The organism is Brevundimonas sp. TWP2-3-4b2 (assembly GCF_049897345.1).
Taxonomy (GTDB): domain Bacteria; phylum Pseudomonadota; class Alphaproteobacteria; order Caulobacterales; family Caulobacteraceae; genus Brevundimonas.
Genome location: NZ_JAFCWB010000003.1, coordinates 291,364 through 303,361, shown reverse-complemented (window position 1 = coordinate 303,361; position 11,998 = coordinate 291,364). Strand labels below are relative to the sequence as shown.

The window sequence follows — 11,998 nt, the reverse complement described above, 5'->3', positions numbered from 1 at the left end:
ACGGCGGAGGCATCGGGCGGCTAGCTCAGCTGGTCAGAGCACCTCGTTTACACCGAGGGGGTCGGGGGTTCGAACCCCTCGCCGCCCACCAATCCGCAACCGCCGGGAGGTCGATGTGACCCAGACGATCAAACGCACCGCCACCCTCGTCGCCTTGGCAGGCGCAGCGCTCATGTTGCAGGGGTGCCTGGTCGGCGCGGTCGTGGGAACGGCCGGCGCGGTCGTCGGCGGCGCGGCCCAGGTCACCGGGGCCGTCGTCGGCGCCGGGTTCGACGCCGTCACCACGTCGGATGACGAGACAAGGGCGAAACGGGAGCGCGAGCAGCGCGACCGCGAACGCGAACAGCGCCGCTGCGAACAGCGCCAGCGCCAGGGCCGCGACTGCTAGATCAGAGCGTCAGAACGCACCGCTCATGAATGGTGGGTCGTGAAACCGTGATCCGGCTCAGCCCCGGCCATTCCGGCCTCAGTCGATCGGCAAACCACAGGCACAGGTGTTCCAGGGTCGGCAGCTCCAGCCCCGGCTTGTCGTTGAGCAGGCCGTGATCCAGTTCCTCGGCCGCGGCCTTCAGGGCACGATCCAGCGCGCCGAGATCAGCCACCCAGCCATGACCGTCCAGCGCCTCGCCGCGCACGGTCGCCTCGACCGAGAAGGAATGACCGTGCATCCGGCGATAGGGACTTCCGTCCGGCTCGTTGGGGAAATGGTGGGCCGCGTCGAAGGTGGCCGCCTTGGTGATTTCGAAAACGCTCATCTGACGCCGATGTATTTGTGGGTCTGGACACTGAGCCGCCATTTCGGGTGGGTCAGGCAATAATCGATGGCCGCCGCGGTGTTGGCCGTCTGGTCGGGGCCGTCCATCGGTTGCAGCCAGAAGCGTTCAAAGGACAGGTGCTCGAACCGGTCCGGCATGGCCTTCGGCTGGGGGAAGACCAGTTTCAGTTCCTGGCCGAAGGACTGGAGAACGGGCGCATCGGCCTTGGGACTGACGCACACCCAGTCGATCCCGGCCGGTGCCGTCAGGGTGCCGTTGGTTTCGATGGCGATCTCGAACCCGCGCGCGTGCAACGCGTCGATCAGCCGCTTGTCCAGTTGCAGAAGTGGCTCGCCGCCGGTGCAGACGACCAGCATGGGATCCCCTGCCCTGCCCCGCCACATCGACTGCACATGATCCGCCAGGGCGTCGGCACTGGTGAATTTGCCGCCGCCGTCGCCGTCCGTCCCGACGAAGTCGGTGTCGCAGAAGGTGCAGACGGCCACCGAGCGGTCGCGCTCGAGTCCGCTCCACAGATTGCAGCCGGCGAAACGCAGGAAGACCGCAGGCCGGCCCGCCTGCCCACCCTCGCCCTGGACGGTCAGAAAGACTTCCTTGGCCGAATAGGTCATGGCGCGGCCCATTCCGTATGGCCCGCCGCGCGCAGCTGGCAGGCCGGGCAGTCCCCGCAGCCATAGCCCCAGGCATGACGATGATCGCGATCGCCGCGATAGCAGGTGTGCGACGCCTCGATGATCAGCTCGATCAGCGGCTCCCCGCCGATGCGGTTTGCCAGCGCCCAGGTCCCGGCCTTGGTCAGGGCCATCAACGGCGTCTCGATCACGACCGGCTTGTCCAGCCCCAGGCTCAACGCCGTCGCCATGGCGTCGATCGTGTCACGGCGGCAGTCGGGATAGCCCGAGAAGTCGGTCTCGCACATGCCGCCGACCAGAACATCGAGCCCCCGCCGATCCGCAAGAGCCGCCGCGCAGGTCAGGAATACGAGATTTCGCCCCGGCACGAAGGTGGTCGGCAGGCCGCGCGCGTCCATCTCTATCGCCCGGTCGCTGGTCAGGGCGCTTTCGGCGATCCGGCCATAGCCCGTCAGGTCGACGACATGATCAGGGCCCAGCCGGCTCGCCCATTGCGGCAGGACGCCATGCATTCCGTCGCGCACCGTCAGGCGCGCCTCCATTTCGACCGCATGACGCTGGCCATAGTCGAAACCCACGGTTTCCACCCGCGCGAAACGCTCCAGCGCCCAGGCCAGACAGGTCGCGCTGTCCTGCCCGCCCGAAAACAGGACGAGAGCGGATTTTTCAGTGTTGAGGCCGGATTCGCTCATGACAAACCTGCGGTCGGCCGGTCGGCCGCGCGCATAAACAAGGTGATGGGGCGCCTGAACGGCGGGCGGGCCTTCTACACCAGCGTCGGAGGCAGGGCAAAGAGGGCCAAAAAACGGCAGTTACCGCTCTTAACCCTTCTGCAAATGCTTTGTGGTCAGTGTCGGTCTGTCGCAGTGGAGTAATGGCCGGATATGCCGACCATCGAGGTTCTGACCGAGCGCGCCGAAGCGGTGTCGCCCGAGACGCCGGGAAGCGTCGTGTTCGCCCGTTTCGAGAGCGAACCCGATACTCTGGTGATCCCCGTCGTTGAGGCCGATCGTCCGATCGGCCTGATTGAACGCAACGCCTTCCTGCTCAAGATCGCCACGCCCTTCGGCCATGCGCTTTACGCCAGGCGGCCGATTTCACATCTGATGGAAGTCGAGCCCGCGGTGGTCGACGCCGGCGTGAACATCGACGCCTTTTGCGACATCCTGCTGAAGAGCGGTCCAGGCGCCCTGATGCGGGGCTTTATTGTTACGCGCGAAGGCCGGTACCACGGTGTTGGCACAGCGGTCTCGCTGTTGCAGGCGGTCAATGATCACCAGCGTCGCCAGAATGAAGAACTGGCCGAACAGGCCCGCGTTCTCAGCGACACCCGAACCCAGGCCCTCGCCTCCGCGCGCGCCAAGAGCCAGTTCCTGGCCATCATGAGCCACGAACTCCGCACGCCGATGAACGGTGTGCTGGCGGTGGCGGAACTGTTGCGCCGCCAGCCCCTGAACCCGCAGGCGCAGGCGCATGTCAGCACGATCATGGAGTCGTCCGAGTCCCTGCTGCGGATTCTGCAGGATGCCCTTGACCTGTCGCGGGCCGAGGCCGGCGAACTGGACCTGCACCAGGAGCCGACACCCCTGCGCGCCCTGATGGATGATATTCAGGCACTGTGGGCCCCGCGCGCTTCCCAGGACGACGTCACCCTGATGGTCAGCTACGAGGGTGATACCGAACTCGCCGCCGTCACCGACGGCGTGCGGATGAAGCAGTTGTTCAACAACCTGATCGGCAACGCGCTGAAATTCGCGCGCAACGGCGTCGTCGAGGCCCGTCTCAAGGCGGTGGCGACCGGCGACCGGATCCACCTGGAAGCGCGGGTCCGTGATGATGGTCCCGGCCTCGATCCCGATCGGGTGGACGAGATCTTCAACCCGTTCGTGCATGGCTCAGGTCCCGACGGGGCCGGTCTGGGCCTGGCGATCTGCCGCCAGATTGTCGAGCGCATGGACGGCCGCATCTGGGCCGAAAACAATCCCGGTCGCGGCGCGACCTTCGCCTTTGACATTGACGTCGACCGCACCGAGGCACCGGTGGCCGTTCAATCCAATGTCGAGAGCATCGGCGACGGGGAGTTGCTGACCAATCCTCACATCCTGATCGTCGACGACAACGCTACCAACCGGGTCGTGGCCCAGGCGCTTTGCGAGATGTTCGGCTGCACCTCGGAAACCGCCGAGGACGGCGTCGAGGCCCTCGAGGCCGTGCAGGAGCGCCGCTTCGACCTCGTCCTGATGGACATCAAGATGCCTCGCATGGACGGCGTACAGGCGACGCAGGCCATCCGGGCCCTCGACGGACCGGTGAGCATGATCCCGATCGTGGCCCTGACCGCGAACGCCGACCCTGACGATGCCAGGAAATATGTGGAGATCGGCATGGCCGCGGTGGTCGAGAAGCCGATCAAGCCCGAACGCCTGCGGATGGCCATGAACCTGGCCCTTGAACAGGCGACCGCGACCGCCAGGACCGCGGCAGTGCCCCCCATGGCCGCGCGCTCCGTCGCCTAGACGCCTTCAGCCGAAGCGGCCCCGTCTTCCTCGTCCTCTTCCTCATAGCCGACCAGACGGAGTGCCCTCGCCGGCTGGCCATTCAGCTCGCACCAGCGCAACAGGCCTTCTTCCCGACCATGGGTGATCCACACCTCTTCCGGCTTCAGCTCGGTGAAGGTGGCGACCAATTCAGTCCAGTCGGCGTGGTCCGACAGCACCAGCGGAAGTTCCACACCCCGCTGCCGCGCCCGCGCCCTGACGCCCATCCAGCCGGACGCAAAGGCGAGGACGGGGTCTGCAAAGCGGCGAGCCCAGCGGTCCTGGGTCGCGGACGGCGGCGCGATCACCACTTCGCCACCCAGAGCATTGGCCTTCAGCCCGGTCGCCGGCAGAATCGGGCCCAGATCGACGCCCTCCCGCTCATACAGGCCGTTCAGACGCTCCAGCGCACCATGGACGTAGATCGGGCGATCCCAGCCGGCCTCCCGCAGCAGCCGGATGACCCGCTGGGCCTTGCCCAGGGCATAGGCCCCGACCAGATGGGCCCGTTCAGGGAACTGGCCCAGCGACTGGACCAGCCGTCCGATCTCTTCGACGTCCGGCGGATGGGTGAAGACGGGCAGGCCAAAGGTGGCCTCCGAGATGAAGACGTTGCACGGCACCGGCTCGAAGGCCGCGCAGGTCGGATCGCGCCGCCGCTTGTAGTCGCCCGACACGACCATCGTGATCCCCTTCCAGCGGACGACCGCCTGGGCCGAACCCAGCACATGGCCGGCGGGGGCCATGGAGACCTCGACGCCGTTATGGGACGCCCTTTCACCGTAGCCGACGGCCTGACGCGCTTCGGTGAAAGCCTCACCGTACCGCTCGGCCATGATCGCCAGCGTCTGCGGCGTGGCCAGGACCGCGCCGTGTCCCGCGCGGGCGTGATCGGCATGGCCGTGGGTGATCACGGCCCGGGCCACGGGCCTGACCGGATCGATATAGAAGTCGCCCGGCGGGCAATAGAGGCCGGCCGGCGTCGGGCGCAGCAGGTCTTCGAAGCGGATCATGGACGGGATATGGCAGTCATGGCGCAGCAGACAACGCATCCGGTGGCCTTGCGCTCATTTCGTCCTCGACGGAGAAGCAGCAGATGACGTCCCCGATCCTCGCCCTTCTGCCCCAGCTGGCCAGCGGCGCCGCCCACACCCATGCCCTCGGTTTCACCTATGACGGTGTGGACGGGGACCGCGTCCGCATCCGTGTGCCCTGGCGCGAGGACCTGGTCGGCGACCCGGAGACGGGCGTGCTGTCCGGCGGCCTGGTCACGACCCTGCTGGATCATGTCGGGGGGCTGGCGACCTGGGTGGCCCTGGGACGGTTCGAGAGCATCGCCACGCTGGACCTGCGCGTGGACTATATGCGCGCGGCCGAAGCCCGCCGTGATCTGATCGCCGAGGCCCGCTGCTATCGCCTCACCCGCTCTGTGGCCTTTGTGCGCGCCTGGGCCTTCGAGGATACCGCCGAAGACCCGGTGGCGGCGGTGCAGAGCGCCTATATGCTAGGATCCGGCGAAGGCCGGGGTCCCGGGGCCAACCGGCGCGTCACCGGCGAGGCACCGGAATGACCGCTCTGCTGGACAGCCTGCCCTATGCCCGGTTCCTTGGGCTGACGACCGCCGGCGACGGCGACTCGCTGATCGTCACCATGCCGTTTGCGGATCGGCTGATCGGCAATCCGATCCTGCCCGCGCTGCACGGCGGGGCTACCGCGGCCCTGCTGGAGCTGACCGCGGTGGCCCAGGTCGCAGCCCTCTATCCCCGCCTGCGCCTGCCGCGCCCGATCAACGTCAGCGTGGCCTATCTCCGATCGGGCCGTCCGAAGGACGTCCACGCCAGCGCGCGGATCAGCCGGGCGGGTCGCCGGGTCGCCCACGTCCTCGCCGAGGCCTGGCAGGATGACCCGGGCCAGCCTATCGCCGCTCTCACCGCGCATTTCCTACTTGCGGTAGACGACCTATAGTTGTGTTCTAGCAATACTCATGATCGGCTCTTCGTGTGACGCAAGGTCACCGGAGGACGATGATGACCAGACAAACCATCGGCGAAGCCCTCGCCGCGCGGCTGTATGCGGCCGAAACCGCGATTGACCACGCCCTGATCGAAACCGCGACCCTGGCGGCGATGCTGCCGGCTGCGAGGGCAGAGGCCTGCCTGTTCGCCGTGGCTGGACAGCGGGCGTTCGACGAGGCTGCGGCCACCCTCAGCGCCCTCGCCTCGGCCCGCTCCCACATGGTCGGCACACACGCCTCACTGGCGGCCCTCGCACGCAAACTGGGACTGGACGCCCTGGCGATCGGCCCCCTCGACAAGCCGGGCGACCGCCCCCCGATCGGTGGCGGTGGCGGAGACGGACCCGGCGCGTCCCCGGATATCGCTAACAAGACGCTACCGGACATGGTGAACAAAACCCTACCGCGCATCGCAGAACCGTGTTAAGGGCCCAATAGGACGTTTCTCTGGAGGGCTTACCGTGAACAAGAACGAAGTGATTGCCTGTCTCGCTGGCGACCTCGCCGCAACCGAACAGTCGGTTGATGCCGCCATCACGCATGCCACCACCCTGGTGCAATCGATGATTGGTGCTCGCGCTGCGGTTGGCGTTTCGACCATGGTTGGTGCCGATGCCCAGTCGAAAGCGCTCGAAGCAATCGCCGCCCTCGGTGTTGCCCGTCAGGCCATGGTCGGCTGCCACGTAGAGCTGGCCAAGGATCACCGTCGTATGGGTTATGGCGTCTATGCCGGGCCCGGCGAGGACAAATACCCGGATGGCGACAAGGTCCCGACCTCGGGTGAGCACCGTCTCCGCGCGGTTTAATTCGAGGTAATGTTGGCGGCGGGTCATTTCCGCCAATCCTGATTTAAGGCATTGTCGCCCCCATGCATGTCGCATGGGGGCGATTCTGTGTTTGAGACCATCTACTCCCAGCTCGTCCTTGCAGCGGCCGTCCTTGTCGTCACCTTTGCCTTTGTAAAGGGCGACGAGCCCGAACGGATCGGGGCCGCGGCCTATGCCCTTATCTTTGTGGCCGGATCGATGATCCGGGACGGCACGAGCCTGAGCGTCCCGCGATGGGGGTTTATGGGACTCGAGACCGTCCTGCTGGTCGTCTTTGTCGGACTGGCCCTTCACAGCCGCAGAACCTGGCTCGTCTGGGCCACCAGCTTTGAGGCCCTGATCGTGACCGGTCACATCCTGGTGGCAGCGGACCTGCGACCGCCTCCCAACGCCGTCGCTGCCGTGATCAACATGTCGAACTATGGACTTCTCGTCTCCATGGCCGTCGGGACCTTCTGGGCATGGCAGGAGCGTCGGGCGGCAGGCGTGGAATAGGCTGATCCCCTCTTCAGGACGGGTGAGAGATGATGCCGTTGCTTGACACCCTTCTCTCCCAGATCGGAACCGCGATTGCCGTCGTGGTCATCACCTTTGCCTTCCTGAAAGGCGAAGAGCCCGAGCGCGTGGGCGCCGGGGCCTATGCGCTGGGTCTGCTGGCGTCGCTGCTCCTGCAGGACGACAGCCGCCTGTCCGGCCCCCAGTGGGGCGTGATGGCCGTGGATACGATCCTGCTTGCCGTCTACGCCGGCCTCGCCTGGAAGAGCCGCCGGTCGTGGCCGGTCTGGGCCACTGCCTTTCTGGCCCTGATCGTCATGTGTCATGTCCTCATGGCCATTGACCTCCGGCCGCCGGTCGCGGCGTTTTATGCGGTCATGAATCTGGCCAGCTTCGCGATACTCCTGGCTATAGCCCTGGGCACCGTCCGGGCCTGGCAGGACCGGCGTGCCGCCGGGCTGGCGTAACCCGTCGCCCCCCGCCCGATCTCCAGAACAGGTAGATATTCCTATCTACCCCCGATATGATGCAGGCGTTTCGCCGGTCCTCCTGACGTGGACAATCGATGCCCCTCTCTCATGCGCAGATCTGGAAGGCCATCGACGCCCTTGCCAGGCGCAAGGGCATCAGCGTCTCGGCCCTGGCCCTTCGCGCCGGCCTCGACGCGACCAGTTTCAACCGCTCCAAGCGATTTGGGCCCGGCAAGCCGCCCCGGCCGCGCTGGCCCTCCACGGAGAGCCTGACCCGCATCCTGCACGCCACGGACCTGTCGCTTGGTGATTTCGCCGCCCTGGCCCAGGACGCGCCCGAGACACCCGCCACCGCACCGATGCTTGGACTCGCCCGTGCGGGAGAGGATGGCTTCTTCGATGATGCGGGTCTGCCGACCGGCGACGGCTGGGAACAGACCGAACTGCCCCGCCCGAAGGAGACGCTGTTCAGCCTGCGCATCGACGGGGATTCGATGGTGCCGCTCTATCGCGAAGGGGACCGGGTCCTGGTCGACCGCGACGCGATCCAGGTCCGCAGGGGCGACCGGGTGGTGGTGCGCACGGTATCCGGCGAGACCCTGGCCAAGGAGGTGGCGGCGATCACGGCCGGTTCGGTGACCCTGGCCTCGGTCAATCCCGCCTTTGAAGACAGGGTCCTGTCCCGGCTGGACATCGTCTGGATGGGCCGCATCCTGTGGGTGAGCCAGTGAGGCCCGCCTGGGGTGCCCGGTAATGCCGGCACACCGCTCAACCAGCCGCGAGGCGGTAGCGCCAACAGGAAAGGCCGCCCCTTTCGGGACGGCCTTCGATGTCTTCAGCGAGATCGTGGTCTAGTTGGCGGTGACGTAGTTGGCATTCACCCAGCCGCCGCCGGCGATCTGGACCCATTCGCCCTGCGAGCCGATAACGGCGAAGGGCTGGCCGGCGCGCAGCGAGCCCGCCTGGCGATAGCCCGTGCCGGGGCCCGAACGGATGCGCAGGTTGGACGTGGCGCGATATTGAGCGCCGCTGCTGGCTTCCGAGCCGACCCGGGCGCGCTGCTGGTTACAGCCGATGTAGGAACCGGCGGCGGCACCCGCACCCGCACCGGCGACAGCGCCGAGGGTCCGTTCGTTCCGCGAAATCTGGCTGCCGGCGAGGCCGCCGATGACGGCACCGATCAGGGCACCGGTCCGTTGGCGGCCACCGGGGGCGTCGCAGTTGGTGATGCCGTTGGCCTGCTGGGCCATCGAGGCGGTCGGGACGGCGGTGACCAGGGCCGCCAGGGCGGCGGCGGTGGCCAGGGTCGTCTTCATGATCTTCGACATGGGTCTCTCCGTTCATCGAGGGGGGTCGATGACAGGCAGAATGCGCCAGCGCCGATGAAGGCTCCCGGAGCGTCGCCGTTATATTCGGTTCATGTACGGTTTCGGACCGGCAGAGGTCGAACAGTCACGCCTTCGCGAGTTCGCCGCTCGCCCCGGTTTCAATGAGCGCGATGGTCTGCGGCAGACCGTAGATCGCCGCGAACGAGCCGAACCGCGGCCCCTGTGATGCTCCCAGCAGCACTTCGTACAGCGCTCCAAACCAGCCACGCAGGGGCTCGAACGCGTGATCCTTGCCCACAGCATAGACCTCGCCCTGGATCAGCTCGCCATCGGTCGTGTCCGCCGGCAGGGCCTTGAGCCGCCCGGCCAGATCCATCAGCGCCGCGGCCTCCCTGTCGTCCGGCAGGCGGTACGACTTCGTCGGCTTCACGAAGTCCTCATAATAGTTCAGCGCCCGTTCCATCAGCTGGTCCAGCAACGGCTCGGTCCGGGGCGTGGCCTCGGGCAGGTATTTGGCGAAATAGGCCCACAGCTGCGCCTTGTCCGACGCATTGGCCACGCCGACCAGGTTCAGGAGCAGGGCGAACGACACCGGCGAGGTATGGGTCGGCGGCGTGCCCGCATGGATGGCCCAGACGGCGTTGTCGATCCGCTTGGCCGGCTCCTGTGTCTTGTAGGCCTCGATGGCCGCCAGATAGTCGTCGATCGCCCGCGGAATGACGTTGAAATGCAGGCTCTTGGCCGATTTCGGCGACTGGAACATGTACCAGCTCAGCGACTCCGGCGTGCCGTAACGCAGCCACTGGTCCATGGTCAGGCCATTGCCCTTGGACTTGGAGATTTTCTTGCCCTCGACGTCGAGGAAGAGCTCGTAGTTGAAGCCCTCGGGCGGAACCCCGCCCAGCGCCCGGCAGACCTTGGAGCTCTCGCGCACGCTTTCGATCAGGTCCTTGCCCGACATCTCGTAATCGACGTCGAGCGCCGTCCAGCGCATGGCCCAGTCGGGCTTCCACTGCAGCTTCACATGGCCGCCGGTGACGGGCACCTCGGTGTGCGCCGCAGCCGGATCGTCGAAGGTGATCGTCCCCTTCTCGACATCCCGCTCCAGTGTCGGCACCTGCAGGACATGGCCGGTCGCCGGGCTCACCGGCAGGAAGGGCGAATAGGTCGCGCGCCGCTCCTCACCCAGCGTCGGCAGCATGATCGCCTGCACCGCGTCGAACCGCGCCAGCAGGGTCAGCAGCGTCGCATCGAACCGCCCCGACCGGTACTGTTCGGTCGAGGACAGGAATTCGTATTCAAAGCCGAAGCCGTCGAGGAAGGCTCTCAGCCGCGCATTATTGTGCGCCCCGAAGCTGTCATGTGTCCCGAACGGATCGCGCACCACGGTCAGCGGCTTGTGCAGGTCCTCGGTCAGCATCTCCGGGTTGGGAACACCCTCCGGCACCTTCCGCAGCCCGTCCATATCATCCGAAAAGGCGATCAGCCGCGTCGGCCAGTGGTCGCCGGTCAGGGCCCGGAAGGCGTTGCGTACCATCGTGGTCCGCGCCACCTCGCCGAACGTGCCCATATGCGGCAGGCCGGACGGCCCGTAGCCGGTTTCGAGAATCACCTCGCGCTGCAGGGCCGGAAACGTCGCCAGTGCCTCGTCCGCCTTGCCGGCGTCGATCAGCAGCTTCGCCGTCGTCCGCTCGGCGTCCGTCAGTCGCTTCTTCAGCACATGGGCCAGAAGATTGCGGGCCTGTTCGAACGGCCAGGACTTGGCTTCGCGCGCGAGGGTTTCGAGGTTTTGCAGCATGCACCGGGGTTTGGCCTGTCGTGGCCGACGGGTCAACGCAGGCTCGCCGGGTTCCGGAGTCTCGACGCCGCGCGTTTCCTCAGCAAGATGTCAGGTTCAGCCGACAGGATTCCCATCGCATGCCGACCGCCGCCACCCCGACCGTGATCGTCACCGGTGCCTCTTCCGGCGTCGGACTCTATGCGACCCGGGCCCTGGTGGCGCGCGGCTGGCATGTGGTCATGGCCTGCCGGGACCTGCCCAGGACACGGGCCGCGATCGCCGCGCTGGACATCCCCGAGGCGCCGGTCAGCCCGATGCTGATCGACCTCGGTTCGCAGGCCAGCGTGCGCGCCTTCGTCGCCGCCTTTCTGGCCAGCGGCCACCGGCTGGACGCCCTCGTCTGCAACGCCGCCGTCTATCTGCCCCTGCTGAACGAGCCCGCCCGCTCCCCCGAGGGCTATGAGATCAGCGTCGCCACCAACCATTTCGGTCATTTCCTGCTCAGCCATCTGCTGCTGCCGAAACTGCGCGAGAGCGGCCCGAACCCGCGCCTGATCAGGCTGGGCACCGTCACGGCCAACACCGAGGAGTTCGGCGGCAAGGTGCCGATCCCGGCTCCCGCCGACCTCGGCGACCTGGAGGGGCTGGAGGCCGGGTTTCTGGCCCCCGTCGCCATGATCGACGGCAAACCGTTCAAGCCGGGCAAGGCCTACAAGGACTCCAAGCTCTGCAACATGATCATGAGCCGGGAGTTTCACCGGCGGTTTCATGACCAGACGGGCGTCATCTTCAACACCGTCTACCCGGGCTGCGTCGCCGATACGGCCCTGTTCCGCTACGCCCCAAAGCTGTTCCAGACCATCTTCCCCTGGTTCCAGAAGACCATCACCAAAGGCTATGTCTCCCAGACCCTGGCGGGAGAGCGGATCGCCGAGGTTGTCGCCGATCCCGCCTTCGCCCGCTCCGGCGTCCACTGGAGCTGGGGCAACCGCCAGCAGGCGGGCCGCGAGGCCTTTGCCCAGCCCCTGTCGGCCAAGGCCAGCAACGAGGCCCGTGCCGCCCGCCTGTGGGACCTCAGCGCGGGCTTCGTCGGTCTGTAGGCCGGGCCGGTCGCCCTTGACCGGCGGCCATGCCCGTGG

Annotated in this window: 16 protein-coding genes and 1 tRNA gene; 11 read left to right on the top strand and 6 right to left on the bottom strand. The window is 66.9% G+C overall.

From position 1 onward, the window contains the following. Positions 1-14 precede the first annotated feature (14 nt). A tRNA-Val gene (locus tag ACP7AS_RS08510) sits at positions 15-91 on the top strand. Positions 92-115: 24 nt separating this feature from the next. Beyond that, a complete protein-coding gene (locus ACP7AS_RS08505) occupies positions 116-388 on the top strand; it encodes a hypothetical protein (RefSeq protein WP_426028432.1) in 273 nt (90 codons plus the stop codon). Position 389: 1 nt separating this feature from the next. Here the strand turns inward: ACP7AS_RS08505 and ACP7AS_RS08500 are convergent, their stop codons facing one another. The 3 genes from ACP7AS_RS08500 to queC are packed head-to-tail and all read right to left on the bottom strand — an operon-like array spanning position 390 to position 2,100. After that, complete coding sequence (locus ACP7AS_RS08500) at positions 390-755, bottom strand: 6-pyruvoyl trahydropterin synthase family protein (RefSeq protein ID WP_426028431.1); 366 nt, start codon at positions 753-755, stop codon at positions 390-392. Then, positions 752-1,387: a 7-carboxy-7-deazaguanine synthase gene (queE, locus tag ACP7AS_RS08495; RefSeq protein WP_426028430.1), complete on the bottom strand. Its 636-nt coding sequence runs from the start codon at positions 1,385-1,387 to the stop codon at positions 752-754. Before queE ends, ACP7AS_RS08500 begins: the two co-directional genes overlap by 4 nt. Then, positions 1,384-2,100 (bottom strand): 7-cyano-7-deazaguanine synthase QueC, encoded by a 717-nt coding sequence (gene queC / locus ACP7AS_RS08490; RefSeq protein WP_426028429.1) that lies wholly within the window; start codon positions 2,098-2,100, stop codon positions 1,384-1,386. Before queC ends, queE begins: the two co-directional genes overlap by 4 nt. Before the next feature lie 192 nt (positions 2,101-2,292). On the opposite strand from queC, the gene ACP7AS_RS08485 reads away from it, so the two are divergent. Then, positions 2,293-3,924: a response regulator gene (locus tag ACP7AS_RS08485; RefSeq protein ID WP_426028428.1), complete on the top strand. Its 1,632-nt coding sequence runs from the start codon at positions 2,293-2,295 to the stop codon at positions 3,922-3,924. Here the strand turns inward: ACP7AS_RS08485 and ACP7AS_RS08480 are convergent. Then, the gene (locus tag ACP7AS_RS08480) at positions 3,921-4,997 is read right to left on the bottom strand and encodes a ligase-associated DNA damage response exonuclease (RefSeq protein WP_426028427.1); all 1,077 of its coding nucleotides are present in this window, start codon (positions 4,995-4,997) and stop codon (positions 3,921-3,923) included. The two genes, ACP7AS_RS08485 and ACP7AS_RS08480, sit on opposite strands and share 4 nt — an antisense overlap. A gap of 44 nt (positions 4,998-5,041) precedes the next feature. Here ACP7AS_RS08480 and ACP7AS_RS08475 point away from each other — a divergent pair, with 44 nt between their 5' ends. The 7 genes from ACP7AS_RS08475 (at position 5,042) to ACP7AS_RS08445 (ending at position 8,482) form a co-directional block, all read left to right on the top strand. Then, a complete protein-coding gene (locus tag ACP7AS_RS08475) occupies positions 5,042-5,515 on the top strand; it encodes a PaaI family thioesterase (RefSeq protein WP_426028426.1) in 474 nt (157 codons plus the stop codon). Next, a complete protein-coding gene (locus ACP7AS_RS08470; RefSeq protein WP_426028425.1) occupies positions 5,512-5,910 on the top strand; it encodes a PaaI family thioesterase in 399 nt (132 codons plus the stop codon). Before ACP7AS_RS08475 ends, ACP7AS_RS08470 begins: the two co-directional genes overlap by 4 nt. Positions 5,911-5,972: 62 nt before the next feature. Beyond that, entirely contained in the window at positions 5,973-6,386 is a 414-nt protein-coding gene (locus ACP7AS_RS08465; RefSeq protein ID WP_426028424.1) for a hypothetical protein, read from the top strand. A gap of 34 nt (positions 6,387-6,420) precedes the next feature. Next, a complete protein-coding gene (locus ACP7AS_RS08460) occupies positions 6,421-6,765 on the top strand; it encodes a hypothetical protein (protein WP_426028423.1) in 345 nt (114 codons plus the stop codon). 87 nt (positions 6,766-6,852) lie between these two features. After that, the gene (locus tag ACP7AS_RS08455; protein WP_426028422.1) at positions 6,853-7,281 is read left to right on the top strand and encodes a hypothetical protein; all 429 of its coding nucleotides are present in this window, start codon (positions 6,853-6,855) and stop codon (positions 7,279-7,281) included. 38 nt (positions 7,282-7,319) lie between these two features. Further along, positions 7,320-7,748 (top strand): hypothetical protein, encoded by a 429-nt coding sequence (locus ACP7AS_RS08450; RefSeq protein WP_426028421.1) that lies wholly within the window; start codon positions 7,320-7,322, stop codon positions 7,746-7,748. A gap of 98 nt (positions 7,749-7,846) precedes the next feature. Next, positions 7,847-8,482 carry a S24 family peptidase gene (locus ACP7AS_RS08445; protein ID WP_426028420.1) on the top strand — a complete coding sequence of 212 codons (636 nt, stop codon included), beginning with the start codon at positions 7,847-7,849 and terminating at the stop codon, positions 8,480-8,482. A 120-nt stretch (positions 8,483-8,602) separates the two neighbouring features. Here ACP7AS_RS08445 and ACP7AS_RS08440 read toward each other — a convergent pair whose 3' ends face one another. Together ACP7AS_RS08440 and ACP7AS_RS08435 are read right to left on the bottom strand one after the other, a co-directional pair. Beyond that, positions 8,603-9,079 carry an SH3 domain-containing protein gene (locus ACP7AS_RS08440; protein WP_426028419.1) on the bottom strand — a complete coding sequence of 159 codons (477 nt, stop codon included), beginning with the start codon at positions 9,077-9,079 and terminating at the stop codon, positions 8,603-8,605. A 124-nt stretch (positions 9,080-9,203) separates the two neighbouring features. Continuing rightward, positions 9,204-10,877 (bottom strand): lysine--tRNA ligase, encoded by a 1,674-nt coding sequence (locus ACP7AS_RS08435; protein ID WP_426028418.1) that lies wholly within the window; start codon positions 10,875-10,877, stop codon positions 9,204-9,206. Between the two features lie 119 nt (positions 10,878-10,996). Here ACP7AS_RS08435 and ACP7AS_RS08430 point away from each other — a divergent pair, with 119 nt between their 5' ends. After that, positions 10,997-11,959, top strand: a complete 963-nt coding sequence (locus tag ACP7AS_RS08430) for a protochlorophyllide reductase (RefSeq protein ID WP_426028417.1) — start codon at positions 10,997-10,999, stop codon at positions 11,957-11,959. Positions 11,960-11,998: the final 39 nt, after the last annotated feature.

Coding starts and splice junctions, on each gene's coding strand:
- ACP7AS_RS08500 (WP_426028431.1), bottom strand. CDS start 755: ATGAGCGTTTTCGAAATCACCAAGGCGGCCACCTTCGACGCGGCCCAC.
- queE (WP_426028430.1), bottom strand. CDS start 1,387: ATGACCTATTCGGCCAAGGAAGTCTTTCTGACCGTCCAGGGCGAGGGT.
- queC (WP_426028429.1), bottom strand. CDS start 2,100: ATGAGCGAATCCGGCCTCAACACTGAAAAATCCGCTCTCGTCCTGTTT.
- ACP7AS_RS08485 (WP_426028428.1), top strand. CDS start 2,293: ATGCCGACCATCGAGGTTCTGACCGAGCGCGCCGAAGCGGTGTCGCCC.
- ACP7AS_RS08480 (WP_426028427.1), bottom strand. CDS start 4,997: ATGCGTTGTCTGCTGCGCCATGACTGCCATATCCCGTCCATGATCCGC.
- ACP7AS_RS08475 (WP_426028426.1), top strand. CDS start 5,042: ATGACGTCCCCGATCCTCGCCCTTCTGCCCCAGCTGGCCAGCGGCGCC.
- ACP7AS_RS08470 (WP_426028425.1), top strand. CDS start 5,512: ATGACCGCTCTGCTGGACAGCCTGCCCTATGCCCGGTTCCTTGGGCTG.
- ACP7AS_RS08465 (WP_426028424.1), top strand. CDS start 5,973: ATGACCAGACAAACCATCGGCGAAGCCCTCGCCGCGCGGCTGTATGCG.
- ACP7AS_RS08445 (WP_426028420.1), top strand. CDS start 7,847: ATGCCCCTCTCTCATGCGCAGATCTGGAAGGCCATCGACGCCCTTGCC.
- ACP7AS_RS08440 (WP_426028419.1), bottom strand. CDS start 9,079: ATGTCGAAGATCATGAAGACGACCCTGGCCACCGCCGCCGCCCTGGCG.
- ACP7AS_RS08435 (WP_426028418.1), bottom strand. CDS start 10,877: ATGCTGCAAAACCTCGAAACCCTCGCGCGCGAAGCCAAGTCCTGGCCG.
- ACP7AS_RS08430 (WP_426028417.1), top strand. CDS start 10,997: ATGCCGACCGCCGCCACCCCGACCGTGATCGTCACCGGTGCCTCTTCC.